The sequence below is a fragment of the Streptomyces sp. NPDC060184 genome (genome assembly GCF_042728795.1).
Classification (GTDB): Bacteria; Actinomycetota; Actinomycetes; order Streptomycetales; family Streptomycetaceae; genus Streptomyces.
The window spans coordinates 1-16,145 of the sequence record NZ_JBHWYX010000005.1; the positions used below are offsets into that span (position 1 = coordinate 1).

General features: G+C 70.9%; 15 protein-coding genes. 7 read left to right on the forward strand and 8 right to left on the reverse strand.

Going from position 1 to position 16,145, the window contains the following annotated elements:
* The first annotated feature begins 602 nt into the window (after window positions 1–602).
* Both ACFWEE_RS05120 and ACFWEE_RS05125 read left to right on the forward strand, forming a co-directional pair.
* Window positions 603–2,993 (forward strand): Helicase associated domain protein, encoded by a 2,391-nt coding sequence (locus ACFWEE_RS05120; RefSeq protein WP_386886488.1) that lies wholly within the window; start codon window positions 603–605, stop codon window positions 2,991–2,993.
* The gene (locus ACFWEE_RS05125) at window positions 2,990–3,409 is read left to right on the forward strand and encodes a hypothetical protein (protein ID WP_386886489.1); all 420 of its coding nucleotides are present in this window, start codon (window positions 2,990–2,992) and stop codon (window positions 3,407–3,409) included. Before ACFWEE_RS05120 ends, ACFWEE_RS05125 begins: the two co-directional genes overlap by 4 nt.
* Window positions 3,410–3,765: 356 nt before the next feature.
* On the opposite strand, the gene ACFWEE_RS05130 is transcribed toward ACFWEE_RS05125, so the two are convergent.
* Window positions 3,766–4,638, reverse strand: coding sequence for a hypothetical protein (locus ACFWEE_RS05130; protein ID WP_386886490.1), 873 nt, complete (start codon window positions 4,636–4,638; stop codon window positions 3,766–3,768).
* Between the two features lie 1,070 nt (window positions 4,639–5,708).
* On the opposite strand from ACFWEE_RS05130, the gene ACFWEE_RS05135 reads away from it, so the two are divergent.
* Window positions 5,709–5,870 carry a hypothetical protein gene (locus tag ACFWEE_RS05135; protein WP_386886491.1) on the forward strand — a complete coding sequence of 54 codons (162 nt, stop codon included), beginning with the start codon at window positions 5,709–5,711 and terminating at the stop codon, window positions 5,868–5,870.
* A 507-nt stretch (window positions 5,871–6,377) separates the two neighbouring features.
* Here the strand turns inward: ACFWEE_RS05135 and ACFWEE_RS05140 are convergent.
* Both ACFWEE_RS05140 and ACFWEE_RS05145 read right to left on the reverse strand, forming a co-directional pair.
* Window positions 6,378–6,734 (reverse strand): VOC family protein, encoded by a 357-nt coding sequence (locus ACFWEE_RS05140; RefSeq protein WP_386886493.1) that lies wholly within the window; start codon window positions 6,732–6,734, stop codon window positions 6,378–6,380.
* Window positions 6,735–6,826: 92 nt separating this feature from the next.
* The gene (locus ACFWEE_RS05145) at window positions 6,827–7,885 is read right to left on the reverse strand and encodes an aldo/keto reductase (protein ID WP_386886495.1); all 1,059 of its coding nucleotides are present in this window, start codon (window positions 7,883–7,885) and stop codon (window positions 6,827–6,829) included.
* 67 nt (window positions 7,886–7,952) lie between these two features.
* Between ACFWEE_RS05145 and ACFWEE_RS05150 the strand changes: the two genes are divergently transcribed.
* Window positions 7,953–8,495, forward strand: a complete 543-nt coding sequence (locus ACFWEE_RS05150; RefSeq protein ID WP_386886497.1) for a TetR/AcrR family transcriptional regulator — start codon at window positions 7,953–7,955, stop codon at window positions 8,493–8,495.
* 161 nt (window positions 8,496–8,656) lie between these two features.
* On the opposite strand, the gene ACFWEE_RS05155 is transcribed toward ACFWEE_RS05150, so the two are convergent.
* Window positions 8,657–8,857 carry a hypothetical protein gene (locus ACFWEE_RS05155; protein WP_386886498.1) on the reverse strand — a complete coding sequence of 67 codons (201 nt, stop codon included), beginning with the start codon at window positions 8,855–8,857 and terminating at the stop codon, window positions 8,657–8,659.
* A gap of 100 nt (window positions 8,858–8,957) precedes the next feature.
* Entirely contained in the window at window positions 8,958–9,416 is a 459-nt protein-coding gene (locus ACFWEE_RS05160; protein WP_386886500.1) for an NAD-dependent epimerase/dehydratase family protein, read from the reverse strand.
* A 467-nt stretch (window positions 9,417–9,883) separates the two neighbouring features.
* On the opposite strand from ACFWEE_RS05160, the gene ACFWEE_RS05165 reads away from it, so the two are divergent.
* Window positions 9,884–10,846 (forward strand): class I SAM-dependent methyltransferase, encoded by a 963-nt coding sequence (locus ACFWEE_RS05165; protein WP_386886502.1) that lies wholly within the window; start codon window positions 9,884–9,886, stop codon window positions 10,844–10,846.
* 633 nt (window positions 10,847–11,479) lie between these two features.
* Here the strand turns inward: ACFWEE_RS05165 and ACFWEE_RS05170 are convergent.
* On the reverse strand, window positions 11,480–12,166 hold the full coding sequence (locus ACFWEE_RS05170) for a class E sortase (protein WP_386886503.1): 687 nt from the start codon (window positions 12,164–12,166) through the stop codon (window positions 11,480–11,482).
* Between the two features lie 172 nt (window positions 12,167–12,338).
* On the opposite strand from ACFWEE_RS05170, the gene ACFWEE_RS05175 reads away from it, so the two are divergent.
* The gene (locus ACFWEE_RS05175) at window positions 12,339–12,566 is read left to right on the forward strand and encodes a hypothetical protein (protein WP_386886504.1); all 228 of its coding nucleotides are present in this window, start codon (window positions 12,339–12,341) and stop codon (window positions 12,564–12,566) included.
* A 44-nt stretch (window positions 12,567–12,610) separates the two neighbouring features.
* Window positions 12,611–13,516 carry an NAD-dependent protein deacetylase gene (locus ACFWEE_RS05180; protein ID WP_386886506.1) on the forward strand — a complete coding sequence of 302 codons (906 nt, stop codon included), beginning with the start codon at window positions 12,611–12,613 and terminating at the stop codon, window positions 13,514–13,516.
* 45 nt (window positions 13,517–13,561) lie between these two features.
* Here ACFWEE_RS05180 and ACFWEE_RS05185 read toward each other — a convergent pair whose 3' ends face one another.
* Entirely contained in the window at window positions 13,562–14,962 is a 1,401-nt protein-coding gene (locus ACFWEE_RS05185) for an alkaline phosphatase family protein (RefSeq protein WP_386886508.1), read from the reverse strand.
* Window positions 14,959–16,143 (reverse strand): metabolite traffic protein EboE, encoded by a 1,185-nt coding sequence (eboE, locus tag ACFWEE_RS05190; protein WP_386886510.1) that lies wholly within the window; start codon window positions 16,141–16,143, stop codon window positions 14,959–14,961. Before eboE ends, ACFWEE_RS05185 begins: the two co-directional genes overlap by 4 nt.
* Window positions 16,144–16,145: the final 2 nt, after the last annotated feature.

The window sequence follows — 16,145 nt, forward strand, 5'->3', positions numbered from 1 at the left end:
GGCGGGATATGCAGCGGCAAGCCGCTGCATAGAGCGCGAATTGCGCAAGCGCAATTCGAATTCCCGCGCAAGCGCGGGAATGGAATTCCGTAAACGGAATTCTTGACGGAATACAATTCGCGCAAGTGCGAATTGACGGTGCCCGCTTGCGCGGGCACCTGAAGGGCGTCCGCTTACGCTCCCGCCCACCGGCTCCGCCGGGCTGGCTGCGGGGTGGGGCTGTCGGTGCATCAGGCTTGGCCTTGTGTAGGGTTTGGGTTTCTGGCCAGTACTCTCCCGGCGGGATGACGGTTAGTCGGCTCGGTCGGGCGCCGGCCTCTTTGCGGTGACGGGTTCCGCTGCGCTCCACCCAAACCCCTCCTTCGCGTGTGACCGTTCACCTTCACCAATGCTTTGCTGCCAGCGTACTCCATGAGCCGTGAGTGTGAGGTTGGATTCAGCCAAGTGTCAGCCTACGGGGCGAAGATGTAACAGGGGTGATGCATCGCAGGTTCTTGCTGTGTAGCATCTGGGTACAGACAGCATCTTCCCGGCCCCTCGCTTCGCGGCCGGACTTTCATTTCTGATTACGCGCCAATTTCGCGAATAGGAGAATCCAGGAAATGGCCGTGAAGCTACGTGACCACCAGGTTGAGGCGGTGGCCGCCATTGTGCGCGGCCTCGATATTCCGCCCGGTGGTATTCCCGTTAATGGTTTGCGAGGGCAGGTGCACGCCGCGTGCGGAACGGGAAAGACCATCATTGCGGCGGCTTCGGCAAAGCGCATTGTGCCAAACGGCCGCGTTCTCGTTCTGGTGCCGACCCTGGATCTCCTGACCCAGACCGTCCAGGCGTGGGGCGAGGTGGGGCACACCGGGCCGGCGGTCGCCGTGTGCAGCCTCACTGACGACCCGGACCTGTGGAACCTCAAGGTGCGCTCGACCACGAATCCCGTGCAGCTGGCGCTGTGGCACGGCGAGGGGCCCGTCACCATCTTCGGGACGTACGCCTCGCTGGGGGTGCTCGCGGAGGCATTTGAGGGCGTCTACGGGCAGCAGCTCGCCCCGCTGGACCTGGCCGTGGTCGACGAGGCCCACCGGACGTCCGGCTCGATGGGCAAGGCATGGGCCGACATCCACAGCCAGCACGTCATCCCGGCACACCGCCGCCTGTACCTGACGGCCACGCCGCGGATCTGGGAGGAGCGCTTGAACCGCGAGGTCGCGGAGGGGGCGCGGGACCCGCTGCCGCGCGAGATGGCGGCCTCCATGGACGACGAGCGCGTCTTCGGGCCGGTCCTCTACAAGCTCTCCTTGGCATCGGCCGTGTCCCGGAAGCTGCTGGCGCGGTATCAGATCATCGTCCTGGAGCTGAAGGACCCAGTCGTCACGCCCGAGCGGCTGACGGGCGAGGAGCGGCACAGTGAGAAGGTCCGCGGGCAGCGCCTGGGCGCCCTCCAGGCGGCGTTGCTGCACACCATGGCGCAGCATGATCTGCAGACGTGCATCACGTTCCATCACCGGACGATAGAGGCGGCGGCGTATGCGGAGGGTCTGGAGCGCGTCGCGGCGAAGCTGCACGCCGATCGGCCCGAGAAGTACCCGGCGACGGTGTGGGCGGACTGGCTGATGGGTGAGCATGCCCCGGAGCGCCGGCGTGATGTCCTGGGGCAGTTCGGGTCGACGACTCGGCGTGCGGTCCTCTCGAACTGCCGGGTCCTCGGGGAGGGCGTCGATATTCGAAGCGTGGACTCGGTGGCCCTGCTGGACCCGAAGGGTGCCCCGCACGACATCGTCCAGGCCATCGGCCGGGCGCTGCGTCAGAAGCCCGGAGAGGGCAAGCTCGCCTCTTTGATCGTGCCGGTATTTCTCCAGCCCGGTGAACAGCCGGAGGATATGTTCACGTCCGGATCGTACCGGCCCTTGGTGAAGGTATTGGAAGGTCTGCGCGCGCACGACGAAGAGGCCGTCGAACTTCTCGCTATTCCACAGGAACCGCAGAAGAACGTGGCGCAGCCGTCCGCTTTCATCGGTGCGAAGCCCGGGGATGGAGAAGAGGAAACTCGTCTGCTGCTGCGTTTCGCGGCTCCGCGTGACCCGGTGATGGTCGCGGACTGGGTTTCGTTCAACGTGATCGACACCGAGCGGCAGGACTGGGCGCGTGGCTGGGCGGCACTCAAGACGTACGTCGATCGGGAACAGCATGCCCGGGTCCCGTACGGACACCGGGAAGGGGCGACTCCCCTTGGCCAATGGGTCGCGGAGCAGCGACGGGCGTACGGCGCGGGGCAGATGACCGGGCAGCGCGCGGCACGGCTGGAGAAGCTCGGCATGGTCTGGTCCCTGACGGACGAGCGGTTCCGGGAGAACCTCGAGGCCGCCAAGGCGTACTACGAGCAGCACTGGACCCTCTGCGCTCCGCGGCCCGCCGTAGCCCTGGACCGGCCGGTAGGACAGTGGCTGAGCAATTTGCGCCGCCCGGGCGCCCTGGAGGGCCACCCGGAGTGGAAGGCGGCGCTGGAGACCGTGGACGAGCACTGGAACCCGTCGTGGCCGGCCGACTGGCAGCGCCACTACGCCGCACTCCGCGAACTCGTGCGCGACGAAGAGGACCACCACGTGCTGCCCGGCTTCACAGTCCACGGCATGGACATCGGGAAATGGCTGGCGAAACAGCGTCAGCACACCGTCTGGACGGGGCTGATGGACGAGCAGCGCGCGCTCTTGGAGGCGGTCGGCGTGGTACCGCTGCCCCCCGAACGGACGGAGCCTGCCAAGGCCCCAGGGAAGGCCGTGGGCGCCTTCGAGAAGGGCGTCGCGGCCCTCGCGCAGTACAAGGCCCGCACGGGCTCCTTGACCGTCCCCAGGGCCCACGAGGAACGGATCGTCATCGACGGCCAGGAGCATCTCGTGAAGCTCGGTGTGTTTCTCAGCAACAGCAAGAGCAGGCGGGCCAAGCTCACCGCCGACAGGCTTCGGGCGCTGGCCGGCCTCGGACTGGAGTGGGCGGCATGAGTACCGAGCAGTGCCATGTGGACGCGTTCGCGCGAGACGTCCTGGCGGCCGTCGAACGCTTCCCGTGGGCCGTGGCCGCGCCCGGCGAGCGTCACTGGCCAGACGGTGAGTTCCTGAACGTCGCGCTGTACGCGGTGCGTGCCGAGGAACGCCAGGGGTACGTCGAGCACCTGGAGGCGTTCATGGTGGAGCACCGGGGTCGTCTGGAGGAGCTGCTGCGGGCGTACGGGCCGGGTACTCGTCCGGCGTCGCACGGCCGGTACGCGCTGATCGGACAACCCGAGACGCCGGTCATCCTGGAGCGAATGGAAGCCGCGCCGTTCCTCCTGCGGGGCCAGTGGGGGAAGGAACTGGAGGCCGGTTTCCTGGACGACCTGGCGGATGCGTGGGGGCCGCGCATCCGCCTCTGCAGGTGAGCAGTCGGAAACGAGTGGGGCCCGGCAGGGTGATCTTGCCCGGCTCGGCCCCTTTGCTGTGTGGCAGCCGCGGCCGAACCGGCCTTCTCCTGACCGGCGCCGGACGGGTTCGTTCACGCTCCAGTCACGTCCGGGGGATGACAGAGCCACCGCGGGGCGCGCGCCGGGACGGTCGGTCACTCCTGCCGGCCGCCGGGCGGGAGAACAGGGATCACGGCGCGGCGACCGCCAGCTCGACGGCTTCCGCCCGCAGCACCCGGCAGCCCTGCCGCAGAGCCACCGGGTGTTGTCGTCCAGACCCCTCGACCAAATAGAGAGGGCCCCGGGGTGTGGGCTCAGCCTCTGGACGTCGGAGGTCAGGGCATCTCCCAGTCCGCCTGGTAGAAGCTGGGCTCGCTGATGCAGTTGTCACCGGTCCGGGCGGTGCCGATGGACAGCTGAACGTCGGAGGGGGCCGCGGCGCCGCTGGAGGAGAACGTCAACCAGGCATCCGAGGTGTCCTCGGCGTACTGGATGATCGCGGCGTCCAGGGCGGTCGGTTGGATGCCTGTAAGCGGGATCCCCCAGTGGTGGAGCTGAGGCCCGGTCCGCCCGTGGACGGTGACGCCGCCAAGCCGGGGCACCGGCCCTGCGTAGTGGGCACTGACCCCGACCCCCGGAAAATGATCCACCCTCAGGTCCCATACACCGGACTTCTTCCAGAACCAGAACGGGAACGCGCCTTCCCGGTGGGCAGGCTGCTCGCCCAAGACGGCAGCGACCTCGTACGGGCTCATCCCGAAGATGAGCGGCCCGACCTGCTGCATCGGCGTCCACTGCCACTGTGGCCGCTCCTCGTCGGGAACGACCGGCCACACGCCGGGACTGCGAGGCGGGATCCTGCTGTCGACGTCGCGCCAGTGAATGACCGGCTCTGACTCGTAGGGGTCGTCGGCGATACCCGGCCCACACAGCAGTGCCGACGTCACCAGCCCGTCCCTGCGGGTACCGTCCAGGCCGCAATCAGCCGCAGTCCCCATCGACACCCCCCACGCCGCAACCTCCGGGTCGCCGCTGAAATTCACCCGGACCTCCACACCCTGCTCGCAGGCAAGACCGTGGATATCACCCCGCACCTCGGATGGCACCCGGTCGACCAACTCAACGTCGTCGACCCGTACGAGCGGACCACGCAGGGCATCCACCGCGACCGCGGCCAGCAGCCCGTCATGGCCGTGGATGAACGTCATCCCCTCCCACTCGCCCCGGTACCGCGTCCAGAACCCGCCACTGCCCGACCCCCGCCTATCGCTCCGCTCCGGCAAGACAAGCGCGCCCTCCACCTCCGTCTGGCTCATCCCGAACCGGACCGGCCCTACACCCACCAACGGATCCAGCACCCACCGCGGACGTTCCTGCAGCTCCCTGCGCCCCCACTCCACCCTGACACCCTCCATACGGCCGCCGTCACGGACGCCTCCGCCCGTCGATCATGGAATGACCCTACGAACTTCCTCTGACATTCAAGTCACCACCAAACATGTGAGGGTCGCCCGCAGCCGCCCACTGACACCGGCGCCGCCGACTCCGCCCCTCTCGGAGGGACTGCCCGACGGCCGGCACTTCGCGCCGCGCACTGCCCAAGCGCCAACGAAGGCCTCTTCGCCCGCAACGCCGACGTCGCACTCCTCGACACGGGCGCCCAGTAGATTCGGCGGGCCGCCGGCGAACTCGGCGCCGCAGCCCGGTACCCGACCCGTTGATGACGTCGGGGCCCCCGCCTCGGCAGGCGCGGGACCGCCGAGGCCGCCTTCGCCGAGAACCTGGCCGCCGCGCAGGCGCACTACGAGCTCCACAGCACCCTGGCGGCCTCGCGGCACTGCGTCGCCCTCGACCGCGCGGTCGCAGTGGCTCACCAACATCCGCCGCCTCCGCGGACTGGGCAAGAACCCGGGCCGCGCCCGCCGACGGGCCGAAGCGCTCGCCGCGATCGACGAGCGCTGAAACCCCGCGTGGGCGCCCGACCGGCAGGCACTGCGGGAACTGCTGATGGACGAGATCGACCACTCCCTGTACTGCCCGGCGTCCGTCCACGGCATGGACGTGGACAAGTAGCTGGCGAAACAGCGTCAGCACACCGCCTGGACGGGGCTGATGGACGAGCAGCGCGAGCTCCTGGAGAAGGTCGGCGTCGCACCGCTCACCGCGGCGACGGCCCCGGTGGAGACGGACGTGCCCGCGGAGGCGTCCACGGCGCCCGTGAGCGCCTTCGAGCGGGGTGTTGCGGTCTGGCCGCAGTACCAGGGCCCGCACGGGCTCCTTGACCGTCCCCAGGGCCCACGAGGAACGGATCGTCATCGACGGCCAGGAGCATCTCGTGAAGCTCGGTGTGTTTCTCAGCAACAGCAAGAGCAGGCGGGCCAAGCTCACCGCCGACAGGCTTCGGGCGCTGGCCGGCCTCGGACTGGAATGGGCCGCATGAGCACCGAGCAGCAGCCGGGCGCCGACGGATACGGACAAGAACCGGCCCCCATTAACCAGCGTGTGTACCGAGGAGCCCGCAGTTCAGCGATGCCGTGTTCCGCGGCGATACTGACGACTTTGAGGGCGCACAATTCCGAAGCGGCTTGGTCGACTTCAGTGATGTAGCGAGTCCGGCACCGCGTGGGCTTCTGGCGGCTGTCAACCCTACCGAGTCTGCAGCGGTCACGCGGTCGTGTCGAGCAAGGACGGGACTTGGCCGGGCGCGTACGTACGGATCACGACGTCTGTGCGGGTGTTGGTCACTCCGGTCTTCCTTCGGTGGCCGTGGTGGCGCGGTCCTCCTCGGTCCAGGGCGCGACCGCGCGGAGGCGGCGGCGCTGGAGTGCGCCGGCGACGATGCGCAGGGATGCAGCAGCCGGTCAGAGCGTCACTTCGGGGAGGAACGCGAGGAGCCGTACCGCGGACCGAAGGCTGCCCCGGGGCTTCCGTTCCGCCGGCCGGGGTTTCAGGAACGCAGGCAGAAGGGGTGGCCGGCCGGGTCCCGCAGGACACGGGAGCGTTCCGGGGCGGGCTGAAGGCGTTCCTTCGTGGCGCCGAGGCGGACCGCCTCGTGCTCGGCGGTGTCGAGGTCCTCGACGGTCAGATCGAGGTGCATCTGCTGTGGGCATTCGCCAGAGGGCCAGGTCGGCTGCCGGTAGTCCGCCACGCGGACGGCACCGAGGTGGAGCGTTCCGGCCCTGACGGCGCAGAAGCCCGGTGTCTCGACTGCCACCTCTCCACCGAGCAGATGAGCCCAGAAGCGGGCCAGCGAGACGGGATCGGAGCATTCGAGGTTGATGGCGGCGAGGCGGGCGAGGGGCATGCGCACTCCGGGCGGAATGGGTGGGTGGACAAGGAGGCAGGCCCGGGCCGGGCAGGAGCAGGATCGGTCCGGCGGGCGGTGGGGCCGGTGTCTCAGCTGACCGGGACGAGCGGGTCGTCGAGGAGACTCCGGTCCCCGTCGACGCCGTGCGTCAGTGCGCCGGCCACGTCCTCGTACGGTGCGCCTAGCCTGATCGCGCTGACCTCGTCCAGCATCCGGTAGTGGTGCGGGGCGAGTTCGACGTTCAGCGCGTCGAGGTATCCCGCCAGGTGAGCCGGGGTACGAGGCCCCACGATGGGGATCATCGAGGTCCGGGCGCGTGCGGCGCGTTGGCGCAGCCAGGCCAGCGCGACCTGGACGGGGCCGGTGCCCAGTTCCTCGGCCACGGCGAGGACGGCGTCCAGCACGGCGGTTCGCCGCGCGCCGTCCTCGCCGGCCGTACCCTCGCCCGCGGCCCGTGCGCTGAGTCGCCCCCGCTCGCCGCGACGGTACTTCCCGGTCAGCAGGCCACCGGCCAGCGGGGAGTAGAGGATGACGCCGAGACCATGGGCCTGGGCCATCGGCAGATACTCTCGTTCCGCGGAGCGTTCGGCGAGGCTGTACTCGGTCTGGAGGCCGACCAGCGGCATGCGCCCGCCCAGTTCCGACCTGACGGCGGCGCCCGCCACCCGCCAGGCCGGGAAGTTCGACAGTCCGCCGTAGCGGATCTTGCCCGCCCGGACCAGGTCCTCGAAGCCGGCCAGGATCTCCGGCATCGGGGTCACACCGTCGGGGAAGTGCGGCATGAAAACGTCGACGTAGTCCGTCCCGAGCCGCCGCAGGCTCTCCTCCAGGGACCGGATCATGGTCTTGCGGCTGTTGCCCGTGGTGCCGGGGCGGACCTGGGCGCTCCTGCTTCCGCTGTACTTGGTGATCACGACGTAATCGTCGCGGTCCCGTCCCAGCAGACCGCCCAGAATGGTCTCGGCCTCGCCGTCCTGGTAGATGTTCGAGACGTCGACGGTGGTCCCGCCGGCGGCCACGAACGACTCGAAGATCGCCTTGGACCCCTCCGGCCCAGCCGCGGTCGGAGCCGAGCCGAAATTGGCCGTGCCCAGCACGTACTCCGAGACCCGCAAGCCGCTGTTTCGTCCAAAGGTCTGGTAGCGCACGACAGTCTCCTCAGGATGTGGGGTACGGTCGACGACGCTAACACATAAAACGAATGGTCATTCTCTTATGCCGAAGGTCAGCCAGGCCCACCTCGACGCCCGCCGTCAGCAGATCATCGATGCCTCCCGCGCCCGCTTCGCCGCTCACGGTTTCGCACGGACGTCCATGACCGACCTCGTCGAAGCCTCCGGGCTCTCCATCGGGGCGATTTACCGGTATTTCAAGGGCAAGGACGAGATCGTCGCCGCCATTTGTGAACAGGCCGGCCAGGCGTTCCCCGTGGAGTTGACCGCCGAGTCCGTCCACGGCTTCCTCCAGCACATCCGCACCTTGGCGCGCGAGGAGCACCACGCCCGGCTGGTCGCCCAGATCTACGCCGAGGCCGCCGTCACTCCGAGCCTCGCCGCCTTGGTCGACCGCCAGCTCCAGGAGACCCGCAAGGCCGTCGTCGCGCTCCTGCCCGATCATGAGCCCGCACACTCGGCCCGGATCGCCGAAGCATTCGTGGCCCTCTGCCACGGCTACACCCAGCAACTCGCCGTACGGGGCGACCTCGACCCCGCCCCCTTCGCCGCGGCTCTCCTCGCGATCGTGACCCCCGAGTCGTGACCGGACCCCCGCCGCCGAAGTCCCTGGCAGCTCCGCCACAGGGACTCCCTCCCCGCCGGGTCGCGGAGGCGGGCGCGGGGACCGAGCGGGCCGGTCGCTGACGCGGAGACGACACGTCCGGTCGCTGACGCGGGGTCAAGGCGGTCCGGGCTGTCGACTCGCTACGCCGCGCCGGCGCGATCACCGCGGGACAGGGCCGCCGTCTCCCGCAGTCCGGCATCGAGGCTGACGCCCGGCCGGTGGCCGAGGACGGCGCGGGCGGCACTGATGTCGTAGCTGCGGTCACGGCCCAGGAAGGCGACCAGCCAATTGGTGAGCGGTGGCGGAGTGCCCCTGCCGAGCAGGCGGGCACCGAGATCCATGACGGCCGCGACCGGCGCGGCGACCGCCAGCGGGACGCTTCGGGCAGCGGAGGCATCGACCCCTGGGTTGCCGGCACCGTGGTGAACAGGTCGCGGACCGTCATGGCGCCCCGTCGGTGACGTAGTAGGAAACCACGTGAAAACCCCGGGTGAGGGAGTGCGCGACAGCGTCGGCCAGATTGTCGACATGGACGAAGTCCGCGATGTGGCGGCCGTCGTCGATCCATACGAACCTCCCCCTGGCGGCGTCGGCGGCCGTCTCGGCGATGTCCATCCCCGCACCCCGGACGGGCGGTGGCCGCAGGATCACCAGAGTCGTCCCTTGCGACGCGGCACTGCGCAACGCATGCTCGATGGCCAGCTTGACCCGGCGACCACGGGGGCGCGCGGCGGACCGGTGGACACACCCGCAGCGCCGATGAGCACGGAACCCCGCAACGTCACCCCAGAACTCCGTACGGGCCGCAGCGTGGACCACAGCATCGACACCCCGCAGGCACTCCGCCCAAACCGGGGGCACGCCCGAATCGGCCCCACCCGGCAAAGTCCGCCAACTCATCCCGCACCGGTAAAGCTCCCGCGCCGAACACCCTTCCGCCCACTCGAAGTGGAGCGGGCCAGGGCGAGGACCGTGTGCCCCTCGGTGCGCAGCCGGCACATCAGGCTCGGCCGACGAAGCCGCTTCCACCGGTTACGGACCGCCGGGGCACCCTTCAAGAACGAACGTTCTAGCCTGGAGACTTGAAGGAGCCCTTACCATCTGTCAAGACCGAACGTTCTCACCCCTGTTGGATTCTTGCCGGAGACTCACGGAACGAGGGGGATGTTTCGGACGTAGTCGCGAGGATCGCGCAGCTGAGGAAACGTCAAGCGCGAGGGAACCGCGGGTCGGTAGCAGCCGTTATGGGCTCACGAGGAACGGGGCGACCTCGACGAGCGCACGGTGCGAACCCGCGCGCTCGGCCCAACCCCCTCAGGGATCCAGCCCCCAGAGATTCAAGCCCCTCAGCCAGGAAGGCTCAGCACATGTCCGCGTCACCTTCGCCCACGGTCCCCTCCTTGGACCTGAACGACGACCCGTCCACCACCCTTGAGTCCGCCACCTGGGCGCTGGCGGCGTTGATCGCCACCCTGAACGATGTCGCAACGAAGCCGCCGGCCGAGGTCCTGGCGGCCAACCCGCAGCGCACCGCCGTACTGGAAGCCGTCGGGCTGATACATCGGGACGGGGGCGTACCGGCGCTGCACCCGTCGTATCGGTACCCCGACGGCCCGACGAACCACAGCGCGGCGCAAGCACGCTTGAGTTCGCTCCGGCAGGCGGTGGAGGCAGCTGCGGGCGACCAGGGCAGAACCGGCGGCTGGGCGGACCAGGACGACGAAGTGCTGCGCAACCAGGGCCGCGCGTCGGCAGGCACCGGCCGCGCCATCGCCGGCAAGGTGATTCCGGCCCTGCCCGGTCTCGCGGAGAGGCTGGACGTACAGGGCAGCCGCGTCCTGGATGTCGGCACCGGCATCGCTGCTCTCGCTTTGGCCCTGGCAGAGGCGCTGCCCCGCGCCAAGATCGTCGGCGTCGACGTCATGGAACGCGTGCTGGCCATGGCGCGCGAGGAACTGGCCGACGCCGGCACCGAGGCCGTCGGCCGCGTCACCCTGCGCCACGCCGACGTCGCGGACCTGGAGGAGCCGGGCGCCTACGACATGATCTGGCTGCCCGCCCCCTTCCTTGCCGAGGCCGCCCTGACCCAGGCCCTGCCGCGGCTGATCGAGGCCCTGAAGCCGGGCGCCTGGATCATCGTGGGCACCAACCCGGCGGCCTCCGACCCCTTGCGCCAGGCCGTCGCGGGCTGGCACGCCGTACGCAACGGTGGAAACGCCTACGACGCCGACCGCATGACGAACGCTCTCCTCGCACACGGCCTGCAGGACGAACGGAAGTTCCCCACCGTGCCGGGCGGGCCCGTGCTGGTCGCGGCGCGCCGCCCCTGACAGAAGCCACTACGGAGGAGCGGCACGCGCGACAGCCGGCCCGGCCCCGGTCAAGACGGGCCGAGCCGACCCGGATGGTCGATGCACGGGGCCCGGGGGCCACCGTTCTCCCAGGAGCCGATGGCTCGCCGAGGAGGTGTGCCGGGCCTGTCCGCACTCCGGCGCCGTACGCGGCAACACTCCGGACGGAGCGAAGCCTCCGGACACCACCCGGCCCCGGTCTGCCGGAATCGGTTCCGGCACCCACACCGGCCATGCCGTCGGTGGCGGAGGCCGGGTCACCGGCTCCCGTCGTGGAAGGGGCGCGGCTCCGGGCGTCGCGGGGCTCGTACGTGGCGTTTCGGAGGGCTCGTGGTGGTCGCGGGCTCGTCCGCGCACCGGGGACAGCCGGGGTTGTGGCAGGGGCCCGGAACCCAGCGGGGTACGAAGATGCCTAGGGTCTTGCGCCGTGCGACCACGCTCTCGACGGGCCGCTCACATGCCGGGCATACGGTGTCGGCCTGCCGATCGCTCTGACGCTCGGTTCTGGCCATACCTTTACGGTAGCCGGGTGCTCGCCCCTGCGACACCTGTCGCCCGGGTGCCGAGCGCGGTGTCCCCGGCGGGGAACACCGGGCGCGTGTCGCTCCTGGTTCACGCCGGGCGAGCGGACACCAGTACGCCGATCCTGTCGATGCGGTGCTCCGGGTTGTCGTGGGCGTCGCGCCAGTGGTTTCCGGCCGCGTCGTCCTCCGGTGTGGCGCAGGTGGACAGGGTGATCATGGCCCGGGCCGGCTTCTCGCCGGGTTTGCCCGGCACCTCGGCCCGCTGTTCGGCGAGCGAGCGGGCGGAGCGGAACGAGGTCTCCCGGGTCCCGGTGATCCGGTACTCGTACACCGTGCCGTCCTCCGTCACGAGGACCCGGTCGCCCCGGTCGAGCGACGGGAGGTCGCGCAGCGGTCCTCCGGCGGACAGCCGGTGGGCCGTCACCAGGTAGTTCCCGGTCTCGCCCGGCCCGACGCCGCCCTCCTCGCCGTACGGGCTCGCGGCCACTCCCCTGTCCTGTATGCGGGTACCGGCCGTGTCGTCCGTCGTGCCCTCGTAAGGGACCACACGGAGGTCCGCGACGCCGATCGCCGGGATCGCGAGGGTGGCGACCTCGGTGCGCGGATCCGTCCGGTCGGCCGGTGCGTCAAAGGACGCGGCGAACGCGACCGCGGCGGAAACGCCCGGGGAGGGCGTGGTCGCGACCGCCGCGGGAGAGCAGACGGACAGTACGGCCGCGACGGCGACGACGGCGCGGGGAACTCGTCTCACGACAGCTCCACGGCAAGGGTGCATGGCAGGCCCCGGGGTGGCGGGAGGAGGGGGATGGCAGGGTGCCTCCGGGACGTTTCCGGGGCGCGTCCCGCACCCCCAGTAGACCACCGGTCGTCCGGCCCCGCCCTGCCGGGGAGGCGGGGCCGGCGCCGCGACGGCCGTACCGAGCCCGCCGGCCGGCTGCTTGGTTCTCATGATCCACGCCGATCCTGCCCGCACCCGCACCGTCGTCCCGGCGCAGCGGGGCGTCACCCGTAACGATCTCGTCCGCGTCGTTCTGTGGGCGGTCGCGGTCGCCGCCGCGGTGGTCAACACGGTGGCTTCGTACCGTGGTGCCTCCCTGGGCACCCATCTGGTGTGCGGGCTGATCACCGCGGCGGGGGTCGGCGTCCTGGTCGTGGACGGGCGGCGGCGCCGGTGACGGTGTCCGGGACCCGTCGGGCGGGGCCGCCGTAATCTGGTGGCATGCGCATGCGTCCCACTCTGACCTGGACCCCGCCCGAAGACCTGCCGCCCGGGACCACGGATCCCTCTCCCGTCGCCGAGGCGCTGGCCTCCGGCGGTGTGCTGGTGCTGAGCGGGGCGGGCATTTCCACGGAGTCGGGCATTCCCGACTACCGGGGGGACGGCGGGAGCCTGAGCCGGCACACCCCGATGACGTACCAGGAGTTCACCTCCGACGCCGCTGCCCGGCGGCGCTACTGGGCGCGCAGTCACCTCGGGTGGCGTACGTTCGGCCGGGCCCGCCCCAACGCGGGGCACCGGGCCGTGGCCGCGTTCGCGCGGCACGGCCTGGTCTCGGGTGTGATCACCCAGAACGTCGACGGTCTGCACCAGGCGGCCGGCAGCCGGGACGCGGTGGAGCTCCACGGGAGCCTGGACCGGGTCGTCTGTCTCACCTGTGGTGCCTTCAGCGCGCGCCGCGAGCTCGCCGTCCGGCTGGAGGAGGTCAACGAGGGCTTCGCGCCGGTGGCGGCAGGCCTCAATCCGGACGGTGACGCCGACCTCACCGACGAGCAGGTCGGGGATTTCCGGGTGGTGCCCTGCGCGGTCTGCGGCGGGGTCCTCAAGCCGGACGTGGTGTTCTTCGGCGAGGCGGTGCCCCCGGAGCGGGTGGCGCGCTGCCGCGCCATGGTCCGTGAGGCGGCGACGCTGCTGGTCCTCGGGTCCTCCCTGACGGTGATGTCGGGTCTGCGGTTCGTGCGCCAGGCTGCCGAGGAGCAAAAGCCGGTGCTGATCGTCAACCGGGACGCGACGCGGGGCGACACGCATGCCGTCACCCGCGTCGCGCTCCCGCTGGGGCCGGCGCTCACCACCGTGGCGGACCGGCTGGGGATCTCCGTCGCCGACGGGGCCGCCGGGGCTCCCTGACACCCGGGGCCGGGGAGCCGTGCGGCGCCGGTCCGGTGCGGGGGGTCACCGGGGCAGTCCGGCCAGGGCGAGCAGCAGGGATTTCACGTCGGTGGCCGCGACGCGGTCGCCGACCGCGTGGGGGGTGGAGCAGATGAGGAGCGGTCCGTCCTCGTCGCGTTCCGGGAGGCGGCCGTGGCTGCCGCGTACGGGTGAGGCGTCGAGGGGGACGACCGCCATGCGGTAGCGCATGCCGAGCTTCTTGCGGGCGAGCGCGGTGGCCGCCTTGACCTTGACGTAGGGGTCGAGCGGATCCACGAACAGCTCGACCGGGTCGTATCCGGGTTTGCGGTGGATCTCGACGAGGGGCGCGAAGTCGGGGGCGCGGGCGTCGTCGAGCCAGTAGTAGTACGTGAACCAGGCGTCCGGTTCGGCCAGGGCGACGAGTTCGCCGGAGCGGGGATGGTCCAGGTGGTGGGCTTTCTTCCCCTCGTCGTCGAGGAGCACGTCGATGCCCGGCAGGCCGGTGAGGGCGGCGCGGGTGGCCTCCAGGTCCTCGGGGCGGCGGACGTAGATGTGGGCGATCTGGTGGTCGGCGACCGCGAAGGCGCGGGAGGCCATCGGGTCCAGGTACTCCATGCCGTCCTGGGTGTGCACCTCCAGCAGTCCGGCGCGGCGCAGGGCGCGGTTGATGTGGACGGGGCGGTCGACGGAGGTGATGCCGTACTCGGACAGGACCACGACGGTGCGGTTCCCGGCGCGGGCGTCGTCCAGCAGCGGTGCGATCACGGCGTCCAGTTCGGCGGCGGCGCGGTGGGAGCGCGGGTCGTCGGGTCCGTAGCGCTGGAGGTCGTAGTCGAGGTGCGGGAGGTAGCACAGGGCGAGGTCGGGGGTGCGGGTGCGCAGGATGTGCCGGGTGGCGTCGGCGATCCACCGGCTGGAGACGAGGTCGGCGCCGGGGCCCCAGAAGTGGAACAGGGGGAACGTGCCGAATTCGGCGGTGAGTTCGTCGTGGAGCTCGGGGGGCCGGGTGTAGCAGTCGGGTTCCTTGCGGCCGTCCGCGTAGTACACGGGGCGGGGGGTGACGGTGATGTCGGTGTCGGCGCCCATCGCGTACCACCAGCAGATGTTGGCGACGGTGTAGCCGGGGTGGGTGCGGCGGGCCGCGTCCCACAGCTTGTCGCCCGCGACGAGGCCGTTGTGCTGGCGCCACAGGAGGATGTCGCCGAGTTCGCGGAAGTACCAGCCGTTGCCCACGATGCCGTGCCCGGCGGGTGTGGTGCCGGTGAGGAAGGTGGACTGGGCGGTGCAGGTGACGGCGGGCAGCACGGTGTCGAGGCCGGCCTTCGAGCCGGAGCGGGCGAGCGCCGCGAGGTGCGGCATGTGCTCCAGCAGGCGCGGGGTGAGGCCGACGACGTCCAGGACGAGCAGGGGGGTGGGGTTCGGGCCGGCGGGTTCGGCGTTCACGGCAGCTCCTTCAGGCCGAGGTCGCTCAGCAGGTCGCGGACGAGGTCGAGTTCGGCGGCGATGCCGTCGGCGAGCCGGACCCGGTCGCGGGGGCGCAGTTCGGGCGGCAGCGCCTGCCAGGTGTAGGTCTCGACCTCCAGGTGGCGGGTGAGCGGGTGGGGGCCGCCGACCAGGCGGGCGAGGGCCGACTTCATGACGGGGAGGGTGGAGGTGAGGGGCGCGGCGGGGGCGGCGTGCAGGGGGACGTGGAAGTGGACGCGCCAGGGGTCCGTGTCGGGCAGGGTGGTGCCGTTCAGCGCTTCGGCAAGGTCGTCGGTGCCGCGCGGGCCGGTGGCCGCCGCACCCGGGTGCGGCCGGCTGCGGGTCTGGTGGAGGAAGCGGGGCTCGTCGAACGCGGCGAGGGCCTGGCGGACCTCGGGGAGCCGGGGGCGGCCGGCGTCGAGGGCGGCCGAGAGCTGGGACTTGACGACGGTGACACCGGCCCGGGTGAGCGTGTCCAGGGCGGTGCCGGGGTCCTCGAAGGAGGTGGCGAGGTGGCAGGTGTCGACGCAGACGCCGATGCGGTCGTGGGCGATCTCGGTGAGCGGGGCGATGGCGTCCGCGGTGGTCTCCACGATGCAGCCGGGTTCGGGTTCCAGGCCGATCCGGATGGAGCGCCCGGTCACTTCTTCGAGGGCGTCGAGGCGTTCGGCGAGGGTGCGCAGGGCGGTGCGGGCGGCGTCCGCGCGCCGGTCGTCCCAGGGGGTGCGCCAGGCGAGCGGCAGGGTGGAGATGGACCCTTCGGTGATGTCGTCGGGCAGCAGCGCCGCGAGGACGCGGGCGAGCGCGTGGGTGTGGCGGAGCCGTTCGGGGTCGGTCCAGTCCGGCTGGTAGACCCGGTACTTGACCTCCTGGTCGCCGAATCCCTGGTACGGGAATCCGTTGAGGGTGACGACTTCGAGGCCGCGCCGGGCGAGTTCGAGGCGCAGCGCGCGCAGCGCGGCGGGGTCGGTCACGAGGGCGTCCGCGGCGTCCTTCGCGAGCCACAGGCCGATGCCGAGCCGGTCGAGGCCCAGGCGGCGGCGTACGGGTTCGCAGTGGTCGCGGAGCTGGGCGAGGACTCCGTCGAGCGTCTCGGCGGGGTGGACGTTGGTGCAGTACGCGAGGTGGACGACGGTGCCGTCGGGGTGCCGGAAGCGCATGG